This is a genomic window from Bacteroides acidifaciens, assembly GCF_024623065.1.
GTDB classification, from domain to species: Bacteria; Bacteroidota; Bacteroidia; order Bacteroidales; family Bacteroidaceae; genus Bacteroides; species Bacteroides acidifaciens.
Genome location: NZ_JANJZR010000002.1, coordinates 98,780 through 117,364 on the forward strand (window position 1 = coordinate 98,780; position 18,585 = coordinate 117,364).

The following is an 18,585-nucleotide window of genomic DNA, read 5'->3' on the forward strand; positions in this document are numbered from 1 at the left end:
GATTAGAGAATATATTTAGCAACTAAAGAAATGAATATCGAAACAATAAAATCAGTCTACTTCGTAGGTGCCGGCGGCATCGGCATGAGTGCGCTCGTCCGTTACTTCCTCTTCAAAGGAAAAGTAGTGGCAGGATACGACCGTACCCCTACTTCATTGACTGAAACCCTAATTGCTGAAGGCGCGCAAATACATTACGAAGAAAATGTCGACCTGATTCCCGAGGCCTGCAAGGACAAGGAAAGCACTCTCGTCATATTCACACCCGCCGTTCCGCAGGAACACGAAGAATTAGTCTATTTCCGCAACAACGGATTCGAAATACAGAAACGTGCGCAAGTATTGGGCACGATTACCCGTTCAAGCAAAGGACTATGCGTGGCTGGCACTCATGGCAAGACCACCACTTCCACCATGACCGCCCACCTGCTCCATCAGTCACATGTGGAATGTACCGCCTTCCTCGGAGGAATCTCTAAGAACTACGGAACCAACCTGCTGCTTTCCCAGCAAAGCCCCTACACGGTCATCGAAGCCGACGAGTTCGACCGCTCCTTCCACTGGTTGTCGCCCTATATTTCCGTCATCACCTCGACAGACCCCGACCACCTCGATATCTACGGAACAGCGGAAGCCTACCTCGAAAGTTTCGAGCACTACACCACCCTTATCCAACCGGGCGGTGCATTGATAATCCGCAAAGGCATCTCCCTGCAACCGAAAGTGCAGCCCGGCGTACGTGTCTACACCTACTCACGTGACGAAGGAGACTTCCACGCAGAGAACATCCGCATCGGCAACGGAGAGATATTCATCGACTTTGTAGCTCCGGACACCCGCATCAATGACATCCAACTGGGAGTCCCGGTAAGCATCAACATAGAAAACAGCGTAGCCGCCATGGCATTGGCACACCTGAACGGAGTGACTGCCGAAGAGATAAAAAGAGGCATGGCAAGCTTCCGCGGAGTAGACCGTCGGTTCGACTTCAAAATCAAGAACGAGCGTGTTGTCTTCCTGAGTGATTACGCACACCACCCCTCTGAAATCAAACAGAGCGTGCTGTCTATGCGCGAACTCTATAAAGACAAGAAAATCACAGCCATCTTCCAGCCGCACCTCTACACCCGTACGCGCGACTTCTACCAAGACTTTGCCGACAGCCTGTCGCTGCTCGATGAAATAATCCTTGTAGACATCTATCCGGCACGCGAAGCACCGATTCCCGGCGTCACAAGCGAGTTGATATATGACAATCTACGCCCCGGCATCGAAAAAAGTATGTGTAAAAAGGAAGATATACCGAACATTCTGAAAGATAAAAACATTGAAGTATTAATAACTTTGGGAGCCGGAGACATCGACAACTATGTCCCCGAAATATGTAAAATCCTCGAAAACCGATAAAGCTTATGGTAAAGAGAATCCTTCTGTCCATTGTCATGTTGGTGCTCATAGCCTACCTTGTCGTAGCTGTCAGCGCCTTCAACCGCAAGCCTGCCGACCAGACCTGCCGTGACCTGGAATTAGTCATCAAGGATACCGCTTACGCCGGCTTCATCACCAAGGACGAACTGAAAGGTATCCTTCAGAAAAAAGGCATCTACCCCATCGGGAAAAAGATGGAACGCATCTCCACCAAGTCGCTGGAACGCGAGCTGGGCAAGCATCCGCTGATTGACGAGGCAGAATGCTACAAGACCCCCAGCGGCAAAATCTGCGTGGAAGTGACTCAGCGTATCCCTATCTTGCGGGTGATGGACGCCAACGGTGGGAATTACTATCTCGACAACAAAGGAACCGTCATGCCGCCGGAGGCAAAATGCGTCGCCCACCGGGTAATTGTCACCGGAAACGTAGAAAAATCATTTGCAATGAAGGATTTATATAAGTTTGGTGTATTTTTGCATAATAATAAGTTCTGGGATGCGCAGATAGAGCAAATTCACGTGTTACCCGACCGCAACATCGAATTAGTGCCACGTGTGGGCGACCACCTTATCTATCTCGGCAAACTGGACAATTTTGAAAACAAACTGGCACGCCTGAAAGAATTCTATAAGAAAGGACTCAACCAGGTAGGCTGGAACAAGTATTCACGCATCAACCTCGAGTTCAGCAACCAGATTATCTGTACGAAACGAGAAAATAATAAATAAAAAGGATATGGCAACAACAGAATTTATCGCCGCTATTGAACTTGGTTCATCGAAGATAACCGGTGTGGCCGGAAAAAAGAACAGTGACGGAAGCATGCAGATATTGGCATATGCCCAGGAAGACTCTTCTACGTTTATCCGTAAAGGAGTGATATTCAACCTGGACAAAACGGCACAAAGCTTGACTTCTATCATCAACAGACTGGAAGGTGAGTTGAAAAACTCAATCGCCAAAGTATATGTAGGTATCGGCGGACAGTCACTTCGCACAGTCCGCAACGTGGTAAGCCGCGATTTGGAAGATGAAGCTATCATATCGGAAGAGCTCGTAAGCGCCATCGGTGACGAGAACATCGCCATCCCGGTGGTCGATATGGACATACTGGATGTAGCCCCCCAAGAGTATAAGGTAGGCAACAACCTGCAAGCCAATCCGGTGGGTCTGGTAGGAAGCCATATCGAAGGCCGTTTCCTCAATATCGTAGCCCGCGCTTCTGTACGCAAGAACCTGGAGCACTGCTTCCAACAAGCTAAAATAGACATTGCCGACCAACTGATTGCCCCGCTCGTTACGGCCAACGCCGTACTGACGGAAAGCGAACGCCGTTCGGGTTGCGCACTGATTGACTTCGGAGCGGACACGACCACTATCTCCGTCTACAAGAACAACATTCTCCGCTTCCTGACTGTACTACCGCTGGGTGGCAACAGCATCACCCGCGACATCACCACCCTGCAAATGGAGGAGGAAGAAGCCGAACGCCTAAAGAAAGCCTACGGTGACGCCCTCTACGAAGAAGACCCGGAACAGGAAGAAACTACCTGCAAACTGGACGACGACAGCCGTACCATCAAAGTAACCGACCTCAATAACATCATCGAAGCCCGTGCCGAAGAAATCATCGCCAACGTATGGAATCAGGTACAGCTATCCGGCTTCGAGGATAAACTGCTGGCAGGAATCATCCTGACAGGAGGAGCCGCCAACCTGAAAAGCCTTGACGAAATGCTACGTAAACGCAGCAAAATAGAGAAAATACGGATGGCGAAACTTCCGCGTAACACCGTCCATGCTCCGAGCAATATCCTGAAGAAAGACGGTTCGCAGAACACCCTCTTCGGACTCTTGTTCGAAGGGAACCAGAACTGTTGCCTGACAGAAACCGCTCCGCAACCTGCATCGACTTCTGCCACTTCGAAACCGGAACCGGAAATCCACAAAACAGTAGATATGTTCGAGGACGACCAGGAACTGAAAGAGCAGGCCCGCCTTGCCCGTCTCAAGAAGGAGGAAGAAGAACGTAAAGCCAAGTTAGCTTCCCAAGAAGCAGAAAGGAACCGAAAGCAGAAAGAAAAGGAAGAACGAAAACGAAAAAAAGAAGCAGAACCCAGTTGGTTTAAGATCAAAGTAAAGAAAACCATTGAAGAAATGACCAATATCTTCAGCGAAGATGAGAATGACAAAATGAGTTAATTTCTTCTCTAAACACAGTGTGCAATTTGTAAATAGTAACTAGTAATTAGTATAAGATTATGGACGAGATAGTACAATTCGATTTCCCGACAGACTCACCGAAAATCATCAAAGTGATTGGTGTAGGCGGTGGCGGCGGTAACGCCGTAAACCACATGTACCGGGAAGGTATCCATGATGTAACGTTCGTTCTTTGCAACACGGACAACCAGGCATTAGCCGAATCACCCGTCCCGGTGAAACTGCAACTGGGCCGTAGCATCACACAAGGGCTTGGAGCCGGCAACCGTCCCGAACGGGCACGCGACGCCGCCGAAGAGAGTATAGAAGATATCAGAAACCAACTGAACGATGGCACCAAGATGGTGTTCATCACTGCCGGAATGGGGGGTGGAACAGGAACCGGAGCTGCTCCTGTCATTGCCCGCATCGCGAAAGAGATGGATATCCTGACTGTCGGCATCGTCACCATCCCTTTTATCTTCGAAGGAGAAAAGAAAATCATCCAAGCATTGGACGGTGTGGAGCGCATCGCCCAGCACGTAGACGCCCTGTTGGTCATCAACAACGAACGCCTGCGTGAGATATACACCGACCTTACTTTCATGAATGCCTTCGGTAAAGCCGACGACACGCTTTCCATCGCCGCCAAGAGCATTGCCGAGATTATCACCATACGCGGTACGGTCAACCTTGACTTTGCCGATGTGAAAACCATCCTGAAAGATGGCGGAGTAGCCATCATGAGTACTGGATTCGGTGAAGGAGAAAACCGTGTGACGAAAGCCATCGATGACGCCCTGCACTCTCCGTTGCTCAACAACAACGATATTTTCAACGCCAAGAAGGTGATGCTGAACATCTCTTTCTGCCCGTCGTCTGAACTGATGATGGAGGAGATGAACGAGATACATGAGTTCATGAGCAAATTCCGCGAAGGTGTAGAAGTTATTTGGGGAGTTGCTATTGACAACTCGCTGGATACAAAGGTGAAAATTACCGTACTGGCAACCGGATTCGGTGTAGAAGACGTCCCCGGAATGGACAGCCTGCACGCCGTGCGCAGCCAGGAAGAAGAAGAACGCCAACTCCAACTGGAAGAGGAAAAAGAAAAGAACAAGGAACGTATCCGTAAGGCATACGGTGAAAGCGCCAGCAACATCGGAAGCAAGAGTCTCCGCAAACGCCGCCACATCTATCTCTTCAATACGGAAGACCTGGACAACGACGATATCATCGCTATGGTAGAAGACTCTCCAACGTATATGCGTGACAAAACGACTCTGACCAAAATCCGCACAAAAGCTGCCCTCGAAGAGGAAACAGCTACGGAAGAGGCTACAGACAATAACGGTGTCATCACCTTCTGATAACTGATAACAGACAACTGATAGTTCATCATATATAAACATCATAATATCTAAAGATATGGATTTATTCGATCAAGTCAGCGAAGACATTAAAAACGCAATGAAGGCAAAAGACAAGGTTGCCTTGGAAACTTTGAGAAATATAAAGAAGTTTTTCCTGGAAGCCAAGACCGCTCCGGGAGCTAACGATACACTGACAAATGACGCAGCCCTCAAGATTATCCAGAAATTGGTGAAACAAGGAAAAGATGCTGCTGAAATCTATATCGGACAGGGACGCCAGGACTTGGCTGACGTAGAATTAGGCCAAGTAGCCGTTATGGAAAAATACCTTCCGAAACAGATGTCCGCCGAAGAGTTGGAAGCTGCATTGAAGGAAATCATCGCCGAGGTAGGTGCTACCAGCGGTAAGGACATGGGTAAAGTGATGGGAGTTGCCTCTAAGAAATTGGCAGGACTTGCAGAAGGACGTGCTATTTCCGCAAAAGTGAAGGAACTTTTGGGATAATCCTCATTCTCTACACAAAGTTTTTTATCTGCCATCTGCGACATTTCCGTTTTTATACATTTATAATCAGCCAGTTATAGCGTTGCAGATACCTATTGCAGCTATGTTACAGATTCTTTTATCAGCAACATAGCTGCAACAGTTTTTTTATAGTCTGAAACAGTTGATTCTCCCTATACTTCCAAACCGAAAAGCCAATACATAAAACATCATTTCGCAGTAGAAAAACTATCGTTTCCTTACGCGAGAGAACAACTGTTCTGATATGGGGAAACGGAAGTTCAAATATTATTTCATACTAAATGTATTGAAGGAGTGTGCTTTTAAAGTTACATCTAAAAACTTATCACCTAACTTCACTGTTAAATTCTTCGGCTCGTCATTAAAATTGGCAGCTACAACCAAATATCTTTTCTCCGGTGTAAGGAATATAACAACAGGCAGTTTATCTTCACCTTTTGCTTTATATTGTAATACTTTAGTTCCCGAAACCACCTTGTTGCTGAAATGTTTTACTGCATAATACTCTGGAGTATAAGTAACAGAAGCAGTCTTTGAGTCTACACGAATCAATGCATTCTGTTTCCAGCCCCAGCCACTTGTCCCTGCATCACACAAGATAGCATTCCAGAAAGTATATTCCTCACAGCCATTTCCTAAATAATGACTGATTAGGTTGAAAGTATGTTCGGCAGCTTTCCAATCGAATGTACCGGAACCACATTCACTTTCAGTCTGCATATATTTATAATCAGGATACTTTTTACGGATTTCAGGGAGAATTTGTCCACCCCACCATTGGAAACCGACACCTTCGACGGCATCTTTCATGCGGGGATCAGAAAGGACTTTTTCTACCAGTTCAATACGGTTTGTATTGAGCGTACCCAAATAAACTTGAACACCAGGATGCTGTTTCTTTATTGTCGGCGCAAAATATTCCACATTGAAACGAATAATACCCTCTGGAGTCCATGCACAAGCCGGATAGATGGAATAAGCCCACGGCTCATTCTGAAACATTACACGAGAAATAGCAACTCCTTCTTCCTGATAAGCAGATACGAATTTACAGAAGTAATTGGCATAGGCTTGCAAATAGCGAGTATCTTGAATAAAATAGTCGTTGACAGCTACTTGCTTGGGATAAAATGTCTTATCTACATTATCAGTACCTTCATAAAGAGCTATTTCATGCTTAGCCGGCAATTGGTTCACCTCGGCATTGCTCCTCACAGAATAGTAATTATTGACTTTCATCCAAGAAGGAGGTGACCAGGGAGAAGCCCAAAAAGTCATATCGGGGTTAATACGTTGAACTCTCTTTATATAGGGTATCAATGTTGTTTTATCACGGTTAATATTGAAATATTTCAATTGGAAATCACCAGGCACCTCATCACAACTGTACCAGTTACGGGCATAGTCATTAGCATTCATAGGAATACGTCCCATGGAAAAGCGCAAATCTCCATCAGGAGAAAACAGGTTGTTTAAAACAGCGTCCTGTTCTTTAGGAGGCAACATATTGAGAGCATCCCAACCTAATTCATTAAAACAAGTTCCCCACTTCTTGAATATCTGTATATTTTCAGTACCATCTACTGACAATAAAGGAATATTTTGACTATCTGCCTGTAATTTGGTTTTAGTTTCTTTCCAAACATTATTATCTGTACTGCTAATCCAGATAAAAGATTGAGCATATATACCGGAAAAAAACGCTAAAAGAGTTCCCAGCGTACATAATTTCTTTAAATTCATTTTCATTAGTATTTTGTTAAGTAATAATTCAAAGCAGGTTAATGACAATTTATCGAGACAGTCTGAAAGGTTTAAGAATACAAAAGCCTGCAATATTAGTTCTGTATAATATCATTTTAATAAGTTATCCTATCAGGGAATTTTTGTTCCTTACCCCAACTGTCCTCCGACACCTTCAACCAGTTGCCAAGTTCCTTTTTCAATAGCTTAGCTTGTTTTACCGAAATCTCTTCCATCTTCAAGGCATGCATTTGGTAGGGATCTTTCAAATTATCAAAAAGCTGATAATTTCCATCTTTTGTCACCAAATACGAATAACGGTCGGTACGAACACCTTTTTCTTTCTGCTGATAAAAGAATTGAGAAACAGGCTTCTTTACATTCTTATATTTACCAGTAAGAATGCCTTGCGAATAATCTTTTCCCTTCACTGTCTCGGGTAGTTTGTCTCCAAGATTCATCATACCCAACAAAGTCGGCATAATGTCTGTAGCACCTAACATCAGATCGTCCACTCCCGGTTTCAGCCTACCAGGATAACGTATAAAGAATGGAATAGAGAACGATTCATTGTAAATCACACTCTTCGCCATACGTCCGTGACTACCCATCATTTCTCCATGATCGGCGGTAAATATCAAAATGGTGTTCTCTGTCAAACCTTCTTCATCCAAAACCTCCAATACACGACCTATTTCGTCGTCCACACTCTTCACTAAAGAGAAATAAATTTTGGCTTGAAATGTCAGTTGTTCCAGATTTTTCACCTGTGTACCCTCTCCAAACTTCACATTGGGACGAAGCAAGACTTCTTTCGGTTTCAAATCCTTGTAATATTGGTTAAACACCTCTTCCCTACAATCTGTAAGCCTATGATAAGGTGTGTGAGGCGGATTCATACTCCAAAACAAACTGAAAGGTTTAGATGGGTCCCGTTCCTCTTGTTTATTCCGCAGATAGCTTATTACTACATCTGCTTCCACTTCCGGAGTAAATCGATGATAACGAAATGGTTCACCATCCTTCTGTCCACCCACCAGTTCCGGACGATTGGAATAGGCTGTAGCGTTAAAATGACTATCTTTCAACTGCTGAAACCAATATTTATTACTCTTGCGCCCTCTTCCTTCGGGAATATAGGTATCGTATGGGTATACACAATGCCCACCGGGCGCTTTATTTGTACCCACGTAGTTATTTTCCTTATCAAACAAAGCTTCTGTACGATGCCAATGCGTTTTTCCTACATAAGCCGTTTCATAACCGGCTGTCGCAAGTACATCTGTGAAACAAACCAAACTATCGGGAATACCATTCTGATTATTCACGTGGCAGTTACCCGGCACCCCATTCTTCTCCGGAAATGCACCCGTCATCAGCATGGCACGATGAGGACTGCTCAACGGGCAAGTACTGCACGCCCGATTAAAAACAACACTCTGTTTGGCCAACCTGTCCAAATTAGGAGTATGAACCGGATCACCTACCGTATTCAGAACATTGCGATATGCCGGATCGCTCCATAAACTCAATGCGTTCAACCGATATTGATCCGGGAAAATATAGACTAGGTTCGGTCGTTGCTCCTGCCCAAGAAGCTGTGTACACGTTCCTGCAAAAAGAGTTGTAGGAAGTCCCCAAATAAGTTTGTGCAAAATTCGTTTCATTTCTATTTTAATTTAAACAAAGACTATTTATACATTACTTCTTCTGACTAAAGCGAACTCAACGAGCTATAAACTAATAACACAGCTCCTATGCCCTATAAAAGCAACATAGGACTGTGTTATATACAAAAACCATTACCAACCCGGATTCTGCCCCAAATTAGGATTTTTGTATTTCTCCGTATTAGAAATCGGATAGAAATACAAGTTGTCCGTCATGTTTCTGGTTTCCATCAGGAACTTGGAATATTCAAACTTTCCAGCTTCGTCCTTAATAACTTTCACGCCATAAATATCAGCAGTCTTATCCAAATCTTTCCAACGACGCACATCCCAAAAACGATGTCCTTCAAAAGCTAATTCCACCCGTCGTTCGTTCTTCAGACGTTCTATGAAATCAGCTTTTCCCATACCTGCAGGATAAGGAGGCATTTCTACCTTACCACGCGCACGCACTTTATTCACTGCTTCGCGGGCAGTCATAGGATAATCCGTATCCGCATAATCAGGATTTCCAAAAGCATTTATCATTGCTTCCGCATAATTCAGCAAAATTTCAGCATAACGAAACAAGACCCAGTTATGTTGCGCTTTAGTAGTCGTGGAACCTGACACAAAGCTGATATTGGGATTAAGATATTTGTACAGATAATACCCTGTAGTAGTAGCGTTAGTCAAAGGAAGCCCATTAGCACCGCCTTCCCATATCTGAAGAGGAGCACCACACCAATTCATATTATTGTAAGCCACAGTTCTTGCCAGACGTGGGTCACGGTTACTGTAAGGATTGGCTGCCATAGTAGGATCGTTCCAGTCAAATTTGGAACCGTCTTTCATCTCAAAAGCATCCACCAAATTCTGTGTGGGACAAGTAGAAGTTTTTCCACCCTCTACTCCCATGGGGAAGTTGGCTTTCTCAAAATCTCCCGTTTCACCTACACCACGGGCTAAAATCACTTCGGCACATGTGTTGTTCACTTTACGAAACTGAGCTGTAAGATCATCCACCAGCTCATACCCCAACTCAGAAACATTACCAATGATCTCATAAGCAGCGGATGCAGCTTTTTTCCATTTTCTGGCATTATCTTCCGAATAGAGAGGACTTGCCATATAAAGCGTAACTCTGGACTTCAATGCCAAGGCTGCCCCCCGAGTAATACGACCAATATCTTTACTAGCAAAACCTTCCGTATAAGTAATAGGCAATTTACCTTCAGCTGTAATTTCTGTTAGCTCTTTTATAATGAAGTCCGCTACTAAATCACAACTTTCACGTTCCAAGCTGTTCACCTCGTCCTGAGTGAGCACTGTAGTAACCAACGGCACATCATGATAACGCTTAATTAATTCAAAATAATAAAACGCACGAAGAAAACGTACTTCATAAGGAAAGTTATTAAATTCCTTCATCATATCCTTATACTTCTCTGCATTTTCCCAGTCCTCAAAAGTCTGTCCTTCAGCCTCCTTCAGATAAAGGTTGGCAGCACGAATGGCTGTATAGTATTCACTCCAGACATCATCTACCAATCGATTTGCTGACCAAGTGCCGTTTACAAAATAATGGATAGCTGAAGACTTGTATACATGTACGGCATCGTCTGTTGCCGCATCCAGCATAGCGCCTTCTGTATTACAAAAATCTTGAGGTAAATAACTGTAAATATTAGTCACCATCTTCTTGGAGCGTTCAAAGCTCGTAAAGATGTTTTCCTTTTGATAGTCGTTTGACTCATCGCAGTCCATGAAGTCACATCCGCTCAATATGCAGACCGACATAAGTAATGCTATATGTTTCAATTTCATAAGTTTCATTTCGCTTAAATTATTAGAAACGTAAATTAACGCCAAATGTATATTGAGTCATCAACGGATGACCGGTACCTGTCATTTCAGGATCTATCACACCATCCATTTTATCAATGCTGAACAAATCATGCCCACGGGCAAACAGTCTCATATGGTTCACACCGGGTAACTTATTTACCCACTTTTGTGGTAAATCATAATACACTTCCAATGTACGCAACTTCAGGTATGAGGCATCAGTCACCCACAAAGAATTCGTATTATAGTTGTTCTTGGAACCATTATAAGTGAGACGCGGATACTTGCCATCAAGATTACTTTCCGTCCAACGATTATCATAATAATATTGAGAAACAGTATTATTGTTTACCAGAGGACGATAGATACTGCGTGTATCAAGCATCTGACTATAATTGGCAACCCCTTGGAATAAAGCAGTAAATCCTAATCCTTTGTATTCGGCTCCAAGACTGAAACCGTAATAAATCTCAGGACAGACTTTATTATATCCTAATGCTACCTGATCATATTCATCAATTACTTTATCACCATTCTGATCCTTGAATTTCAAGTCACCGGGACGTACTTCATCCAGTATCTGTTTCACTTCACGATTTTCAATATCATCCCAACTCTGATAAATCCCTTCCACTTCATAACCAAAATATTGGCTTACAGAATGTCCGGTACGTTTCAAATAATCATACGGACGATACACCTCATTCATCTCCTTAATCTTATTACGATTGAAACTGAATTGCCCGCCTAACCGATAAGTAACATTTCCTATTTTATCATTCCAATTAGCTGCAACTTCCACACCGTAGCTATTCACAATACCACTGTTTATATCAGGAGCTGCAATACCTAATACAGAGGAAAGAGCGCCATCTCCATCTACCAAAATATCTGTACGATGATCATAATAACCATCTATTGATAAAGAAAGACGATTCCATGCCATAAAATCAATACCCGCATTCAACTTATGTGATTTTTCATAAGTTAACCCATCTACAGCAAGACGAGCCTCTTTCATACCGCTGATGGAAGCCGGTGTTTCACCAAAATAATAACTTCCACCACCACTATATGAACCACGGAAAAGTTGTACACCATAGTCAGCACGCCCTGCAATACCATACGAAGCACGAAGTTTCAACATATTCAGCCAGTCAGCTTTAAAAGCATTCTCTTCTGAAAGAATCCAACCTGCACCTACCGAAGGAAAAATCCCCCATCGATCATCCGGTTCGAGAATACTGGACGCAGAACCTGCCAAAGAGAAATCAAGCAAGTAACGATTCTTATAAGTATAATGAATTTGCCCCGCAATATCCATAAAGGCTCTGCCTGCATTCTGCCCACGCTTCATCAGCTTGTCCATACTATAAAACACAGTAGCGTTCAACTTATGATCAGCCTTCCAGATACGATCATAATTCACCTGTGCGTTGATAGTCAGACGGCGAACCACATCCTTGATACTGCTACTAAAGTCTAAAGCAGTCTCTTCAGTCAACTTCTTATAAGAATTTTCTTCACCGTCCCAACCCATAGTAGCTTGTTCGGTTGCATATTTATGCTGGTTGCGTTCCCAATATCGCGCCTCGTTGTCAAAACCTAGACGAGCAGTAGCAGACAAACCTTTAGTAATGAAACTCAAGTCCTGTGCAAAGTTTATGTCTGCATAAAGGTTACGAGTCTGCCCACGTTCATAACCCGTATCAGAAATCATAGCTATCGGGTTGCTGCCATAAATAGAAGTTGCTCCCCATCGACCACTGGAAGTCTTGACAGGCATAGCACCCGACGGAACTTTATACAACATATCGAATATGTCAGCGGTAGTGGTATAGGGACGATTATCCTCCGCAAAGTTACCACGCATATTAAGTTGCAATTTAGTGGTATTTCCCAACTTAATGTCGAGATTGGTCATAAAGTTCAGTTTAGAGTACTTAAACTGCGTAGAATACCCTTCATTCTCCTCGGTTGGTTGCAAAATACCTTTGTCGTTCAGGTAATTCAGCTGAGTAAAATACTGTACAACATCACCACCTCCACGGAGGGAAAAATTCACATTGTTACCGAAACTATGGTCTCGAAGCGCTTCGTCCATCCAATCCACATTAGGATAGAACTCCGGATAAGTTTGGTCACGGAAAGCATCCAACTCACGCTGGCTGTAACGAGGTGTCGTGGTACCATCATTTTTCAAGCCTTCATTCATGGCCTGAGCATAAGTATAACCATCCACAAATTCCGGTAAACGGTGTGGTATACCCATCTTAAACTCATAGTCGAAGGTAATGACCGGTTTCCCCACATGACCACGTTTGGTAGTGATAAGAATCACACCGTTAGCGCCACGCATACCATAAAGCGCCAGTGAAGCGGCATCTTTCAGTACACTGACAGACTCGATGTCTTGCACAGCAAGATTATCGATGCTACGTTCATAACCATCAATCAATATCAACGGACTCTTACTACTAGTAGTACCTACACCGCGTACATAAAGTGTAGCACCGTTTTCCCATTCATTCCCTCCATTCTGCAAAACCTGAAGACCGGGAATCAGTCCAAACAAAGCGTTGGAGGCTACCGTACTGGTACGGTGACCCAATTCATCAGCCGTAGCCATGCCACCGGCGGTAGTCGCTTCCTTCTTGCTGAACGAGATACCCCGTCCGTAATGCTGTATGCTGTCTGCTACCTGAGCTGCCGCAATGGAAGAACACAGCAGCCCTGTAATGATTAGCTTTATACTTTTTTCCATAAGGATAGTATGATTACTTTATTCAATAATATATTATGTTATTCCCAACCAGGATTTTGAACCAATCCGTACCCTTTATTCACCTCTTTGGGAGGGAATGCACTCAAATACCACTTCGGAGAGAAGCCACCGGCCTTCTGCCAAGCTCTTTCTTTCAGTTGCGGGAACTCAAACAGATATTCTCCTGTTTTCTTATGCTTATAGAAATAAAGACCATGCAGATGTTTAGTAAAGTCCGTCTCACGTTTCCAGCGAATAAGATCATAGAAACGAACTTCCTCAAAGCCAAATTCACAGGCACGTTCACGAAGTACTGCTTCACGGAATTCGTCCTTGTTCAAACCTGCCTTCAAATCACCCAGACCTACACGATTTCTCACCGCATTGATATAAGAATAAGCCTCACCGGTACGATTACATTCATTCAACGCCTCAGCATATGACAAATAGACCTCAGCCAAACGCAACAACGGCCACTGAATGACACGACCACTCCATTCCCCTTGACGGTCGAGTAAAAACTTACGTGCTGTCAGACCGTTAGTAGTTAGCCCTTTATCATCCAGGTTGACACTTTTATTATTATAATGTTCACCTTTCGGATAATTTGTCTTATCTTTTGAATATTGCCGATATATAGCAGCCACACCGCTACCGAACTTGTCACCATCCAACAGAATAGTTTCACACAAACGAGGGTCACGATTAACAAACGGATTTTTAGCATGTTCTTGATTATTCCAGTCAAAATCGCTTCCATCTGCCATAGGGAACATATCGAAGTACTCCTTGGTAACTCCCCAAGCACCCCAACGTGCACTTTGCATGATCCCCCCGATATTGTTGGTCTTATAATGGCGGCGTACCGAAATCAATGATTCTGTCGTACCTCGTGTATAGTAAGCGTCACGGAATGCCATACGCGGTTCTCCCCCTTTCACCAAATCGTAGAAACCTTCCTTATTCAATGCCTTAAAAAAGTCTTCGCCTGCTTTTGCGGCATCTTCCCAACGTTTTGGGTCATATCCCCCAAACCAAGTCATCAATTTTTCGGAAGCTTCGCCCTCATAATAAGGCATCTCATTATTAAACAAGGGACTTGCAGCAAACAAAAGTACACGCACTTTCAATCCCATAGCAGAAGCACGGGTCAGGCGGCCACTCCAGTTGTCAGATTCTTCTTCAGTAACATTCCAGGGAAGCTCTTTACAATCAATAGCCTCATCCAGCAATCTCACGATAAAATTTACGGTCTCCTGCAAAGTGGCACGGGCAGGAAATCCCAAACCATCTTCTGCGGAAATAGCTCGGTCTACAATAGGCAGACCACCAAAGTGACGAAGCATCTCGGCATATTGAGTAGCAATCACAATTTTAGCCTCCGCTTTCAAACGCAACTTCTCAGCTTCATCCATATCAGGCACACGGTCTACATTCTCTATAAACACCCAAGCCATGCGGATACTTTTCCAGCTATTACGCCGGGTAAAGCCGTATTTGGTAGCTCCGTCTCCATCGGACGCCTCTTCCGAACCGGCATTGTAAGCACCACTGTAATAAACTTTATTAGGACCATCCCAGGTCAAAGCTGAATTACACAAATCCGTCAAATCTTCCTGAATTCCAAACCACATATTGGTAGAAAAACCATAACTGTTACTTGCCCAAAATGCGTATGGCAAATTACCATAACTATTCCACAGCACCCGACGCGCATATACCGCTGTAGAAAAGATGGTATCAATGGTAACATCCGAACTAGGAGGTTTCTGAAGGAATTTTTCACCCAGCGCAAAGTCCTCGCATGATATTGTGGTAATCAGTAAAGTCCCCAACATCAATCCTTGAAAATATCTTGTAAGTGATTTCATATCATTCTATTTTTTAATTAAAAACCTACTTTCAAACCAAAGTTGATAACCATCACCAATGGATAATTAGCTCTTGCAGCAGATTTCGACTCCGGGTCTATCACGTCCAATTTATCAAATGTAAGCAGGTTATAACCGGTAGCATATACACGCAAACTGCCTAAATGCATCTTATTCAAAATTTTCTTGGAGAAACTGTAACCTACTTCCACATTCTTCAGACGTAAGTAAGAAGCATCACGCAACCATAAATCAGAGTCATAGTAATTGTTACTTCTGTTCACAAACGAGATAGCGGGATATTTAGCCGCACTCCCCTTTTGTGTCCAAGTATCGGTAACAAAATATTTCATCAGTGAACGTTGGTTAGTCTGCCCAAAAGGATAACGGAAAACGTCGTCCAACATACGTGAAGTCTTGGCAGCCCCCGCCCAAGTCATGCTGATGTCAAATCCTTTGTAAGAAATACCATAGTTGATACCATATGACAACTGCGGATAGTTAGTATTACCGATAGCGGTAATATCATTCTGGTCTATCTTTTTATCACCGTTCAAGTCCATATACATCACATCGCCAGGCTTGGGAGTAATGCCATGATCAGGAATACCTCCATGTCCTTCGGTGGCATATCGTTCCACATCCTCCTCGGAGAAATACCCGGCAAACTTACGACCAAAATGCTGACCGACAGATTTACCGGTACGTTGCATATAAGCATACGGATAAGTCACCTCGTCCATATAAATAATCTTGTTTTTGGTACGCGAAATATTAAATCCGATATTATATCTCAATTTGTTAATTTTATCTCTCCAATTCACATTGATTTCATATCCCTTATTGTCTACCTTACCGATGTTAGCGGTAGGAAGCGTCACAGCCAAATAACCGGGGTCAGTTCCACGGGAAGTCAGGATATCACGGCGGTGTTCGATGAAGTAGTCAAAGTTCACCTTCAATTTGCTATTAAAGAAATAAGCGTCAACACCATAATTCTGTTTAGCAGCCGTTTCCCAAGTCACATTGGGATTTCCCTTCTTTGCCTCGTTGGCACCTGTAGTAATAGAACTGCCACTACCGAAGTAGAAACCACCATTAGAAGCATTGTATACGTCCGGCAGATAGAGGAAACGGGACTTATCACTCACACGATCATTACCTACGATACCATAAGATACACGCATTTTCAAGTAGTCCATAAAAGTTTTTACCGGCTTCATGAAATTCTCTTCTGATATCACCCAACCCACAGAGAACGCGGGAAACAAACCGAAACGTTTGCCCGGAGCAAAGTTCTCCGATCCGTTGTATCCCATATTCACATCGAACATATAACGGGTGTTATAGTCGTAAGTAGCACGTCCCACCAAACCGATATAACTTCTCGGAATTGACAAAAACGCCGAAGGGCCGCTAGGGTAATAAGTGATAGATTGATTATACATTACAAGTCCCGAAACGTGGTGTTTGCCAAAGTCACGTTTATAGTTCAGGGCAGCTTCCACATACCAGTCCTTACCACGGCCGATAGCTTCTTCATAGCCTAATATATTTTCTTCATCCACACGGCGAAGCAGTACCGATCCGTCGGATTGTATCAACGGCTCGTAATGAGGAGTTTTACCACGTCTTTTTTTAGTAAGAGAAACAGAACTATTATAAGCACCTTTCACATGAGCTTTCAAGCCTTTGGTTATAAAGTTCAACTTCTGTTCTAACAAGAAGTCGAAATTCAGCGTATTACCATAAGTCACATCATAACCTCGTCCGTAATAAGTGTACATGGCATCACGCATATCACCGAAAGAACTAGAAATATTACGCGCATCCGCCCACACCCATTTTCCGTCCACGATACCTGAACCGGAAAATGGAACAGCCCAATAAATACCACGGAAAATAGTCTCAATACTGGACAGACCCGATTCTCCATCCACACCTGGAGTGTGTTTGTCATTGACACGTCCACCCACATTCACACGAAGCTGTGTAGTCTTTGTCAAATCCACATCCAAATTCAAACGATAATTGTAGCGATTGTAGCTGTAATTGTCATCATAATCTTTTTGATAACAGTTAAAGAGCCCGTCCTGAGTAAATACACCGAGTGACGCGAAATAGCGCACTCTCTGCGAACCGCCCGAAATAGTCAAGTTATGTTGCGTTTGTAGAGCCGTATTACGTACCAAATAGTCCATCCAGTCCGTATCCGGATAAGCCAACGGATTGCTGTGAGTGCGAAACCCTTCAATAGCTTCCGGTTTGAACGCCAGTTGGGCTTCGGTGTATCCATCGTGAAGCTGGGCGTTATTATATGCCGTGGCATATTCATAGCTATTAGCAAAATCAGGTAATCGAGTAGGTGTCTGTAAGGCAAATGAAGTAGAGAAGCTAACTTTCGCTTTCCCTTCCTGCCCGCGTTTGGTTGTCACCAAAATAACGCCATTAGCACCACGTACCCCGAACACAGCCGTTGCAGAAGCATCTTTCAATACCGTAATATCTTCCACTTCATTAGGATCGAGTTGGAAGAAACTGCGTTCTACTCCATCCACCAAAAACAAAGGCTGAGACATGGATTCGTTCAATGATCCCACACCACGCACATATACTGTGGGATCGTCACTACCCGGCTGACCGGAAGTCTGGATGGCAGACAAACCTGGCATTTTACCTGCCAATGCATTACCAATACTTGATACCGGACTTTTCAATACGTCTTTTGTTGTAATAGACGACATTGCTCCTGTTACCGTCACTTTCTTGGTAGCACCATAAGCCACCACCTGTACTTCCTGTAACTCTTGAACATTTTCATTCAGTTCGATTTTTAAGGTGGATTCTCCGGTATACTTTATTTCTTTATCCTTATATCCCACATAAGATATAACGATAGTAGCACCTATCGGAACTTCCAGTTTAAAGTTACCATCCACATCAGTAATAACCCCACTGGTAGTTCCCTTTACAATTACACTGGCACCAATTACCGGACCGTGACTATCAGTCACTGTTCCGGTAATCATTCTGCGGTTCTGTTGCACAATAGAACTTGCAACAGAGGCCTCTCCCGACACACTATTTCCTATAGGGAAAGCCATTTGCCCAAATGACAAAAACGTCGCCAATAGCCATACCTGTCTCTGAGGTATCTTCATTGGAAAGAAGAAGTTTT

General features: G+C 43.7%; 11 protein-coding genes. 5 read left to right on the forward strand and 6 right to left on the reverse strand.

All coding sequences use genetic code 11. The features are described from left to right. Positions 1-30 precede the first annotated feature (30 nt). The 5 genes from murC to NSB03_RS00980 are packed head-to-tail and all read left to right on the forward strand — an operon-like array spanning position 31 to position 5,511. Positions 31-1,407 carry a UDP-N-acetylmuramate--L-alanine ligase gene (gene murC / locus NSB03_RS00960; protein WP_024986116.1) on the forward strand — a complete coding sequence of 459 codons (1,377 nt, stop codon included), beginning with the start codon at positions 31-33 and terminating at the stop codon, positions 1,405-1,407. A 5-nt stretch (positions 1,408-1,412) separates the two neighbouring features. Then, positions 1,413-2,159 carry a cell division protein FtsQ/DivIB gene (locus tag NSB03_RS00965; RefSeq protein WP_136014262.1) on the forward strand — a complete coding sequence of 249 codons (747 nt, stop codon included), beginning with the start codon at positions 1,413-1,415 and terminating at the stop codon, positions 2,157-2,159. A gap of 7 nt (positions 2,160-2,166) precedes the next feature. Next, positions 2,167-3,633, forward strand: a complete 1,467-nt coding sequence (ftsA, locus tag NSB03_RS00970; RefSeq protein WP_024986115.1) for a cell division protein FtsA — start codon at positions 2,167-2,169, stop codon at positions 3,631-3,633. A 59-nt stretch (positions 3,634-3,692) separates the two neighbouring features. Then, positions 3,693-5,003: a cell division protein FtsZ gene (ftsZ, locus tag NSB03_RS00975; RefSeq protein ID WP_121765482.1), complete on the forward strand. Its 1,311-nt coding sequence runs from the start codon at positions 3,693-3,695 to the stop codon at positions 5,001-5,003. A gap of 58 nt (positions 5,004-5,061) precedes the next feature. Beyond that, on the forward strand, positions 5,062-5,511 hold the full coding sequence (locus NSB03_RS00980; protein WP_024986114.1) for a GatB/YqeY domain-containing protein: 450 nt from the start codon (positions 5,062-5,064) through the stop codon (positions 5,509-5,511). Between the two features lie 288 nt (positions 5,512-5,799). Here the strand turns inward: NSB03_RS00980 and NSB03_RS00985 are convergent, their stop codons facing one another. The 6 genes from NSB03_RS00985 to NSB03_RS01010 all read right to left on the reverse strand — a co-directional run bounded on the left by NSB03_RS00985 (position 5,800) and on the right by NSB03_RS01010 (position 18,568). After that, positions 5,800-7,281 carry a glycoside hydrolase family 30 protein gene (locus tag NSB03_RS00985; protein ID WP_024986113.1) on the reverse strand — a complete coding sequence of 494 codons (1,482 nt, stop codon included), beginning with the start codon at positions 7,279-7,281 and terminating at the stop codon, positions 5,800-5,802. 110 nt (positions 7,282-7,391) lie between these two features. Continuing rightward, positions 7,392-8,942: a sulfatase family protein gene (locus tag NSB03_RS00990; protein WP_024986112.1), complete on the reverse strand. Its 1,551-nt coding sequence runs from the start codon at positions 8,940-8,942 to the stop codon at positions 7,392-7,394. 135 nt (positions 8,943-9,077) lie between these two features. Then, entirely contained in the window at positions 9,078-10,760 is a 1,683-nt protein-coding gene (locus tag NSB03_RS00995) for a RagB/SusD family nutrient uptake outer membrane protein (RefSeq protein WP_135038397.1), read from the reverse strand. 13 nt (positions 10,761-10,773) lie between these two features. Beyond that, positions 10,774-13,536, reverse strand: a complete 2,763-nt coding sequence (locus NSB03_RS01000) for a SusC/RagA family TonB-linked outer membrane protein (protein ID WP_135038399.1) — start codon at positions 13,534-13,536, stop codon at positions 10,774-10,776. A gap of 38 nt (positions 13,537-13,574) precedes the next feature. After that, positions 13,575-15,407, reverse strand: a complete 1,833-nt coding sequence (locus NSB03_RS01005; protein ID WP_024986111.1) for a RagB/SusD family nutrient uptake outer membrane protein — start codon at positions 15,405-15,407, stop codon at positions 13,575-13,577. A gap of 17 nt (positions 15,408-15,424) precedes the next feature. Next, positions 15,425-18,568, reverse strand: a complete 3,144-nt coding sequence (locus NSB03_RS01010; protein WP_024986110.1) for a SusC/RagA family TonB-linked outer membrane protein — start codon at positions 18,566-18,568, stop codon at positions 15,425-15,427. Positions 18,569-18,585 lie beyond the last annotated feature (17 nt).

What these genes read in the sequence shown, in the direction of transcription:
- murC (WP_024986116.1), top strand. Translation starts at nt 31, where the DNA reads ATGAATATCGAAACAATAAAATCAGTCTACTTCGTAGGTGCCGGCGGC.
- NSB03_RS00965 (WP_136014262.1), top strand. Translation starts at nt 1,413, where the DNA reads ATGGTAAAGAGAATCCTTCTGTCCATTGTCATGTTGGTGCTCATAGCC.
- ftsA (WP_024986115.1), top strand. Translation starts at nt 2,167, where the DNA reads ATGGCAACAACAGAATTTATCGCCGCTATTGAACTTGGTTCATCGAAG.
- ftsZ (WP_121765482.1), top strand. Translation starts at nt 3,693, where the DNA reads ATGGACGAGATAGTACAATTCGATTTCCCGACAGACTCACCGAAAATC.
- NSB03_RS00980 (WP_024986114.1), top strand. Translation starts at nt 5,062, where the DNA reads ATGGATTTATTCGATCAAGTCAGCGAAGACATTAAAAACGCAATGAAG.
- NSB03_RS00985 (WP_024986113.1), bottom strand. Translation starts at nt 7,281, where the DNA reads ATGAAAATGAATTTAAAGAAATTATGTACGCTGGGAACTCTTTTAGCG.
- NSB03_RS00990 (WP_024986112.1), bottom strand. Translation starts at nt 8,942, where the DNA reads ATGAAACGAATTTTGCACAAACTTATTTGGGGACTTCCTACAACTCTT.
- NSB03_RS00995 (WP_135038397.1), bottom strand. Translation starts at nt 10,760, where the DNA reads ATGAAACTTATGAAATTGAAACATATAGCATTACTTATGTCGGTCTGC.
- NSB03_RS01000 (WP_135038399.1), bottom strand. Translation starts at nt 13,536, where the DNA reads ATGGAAAAAAGTATAAAGCTAATCATTACAGGGCTGCTGTGTTCTTCC.
- NSB03_RS01005 (WP_024986111.1), bottom strand. Translation starts at nt 15,407, where the DNA reads ATGAAATCACTTACAAGATATTTTCAAGGATTGATGTTGGGGACTTTA.
- NSB03_RS01010 (WP_024986110.1), bottom strand. Translation starts at nt 18,568, where the DNA reads ATGAAGATACCTCAGAGACAGGTATGGCTATTGGCGACGTTTTTGTCA.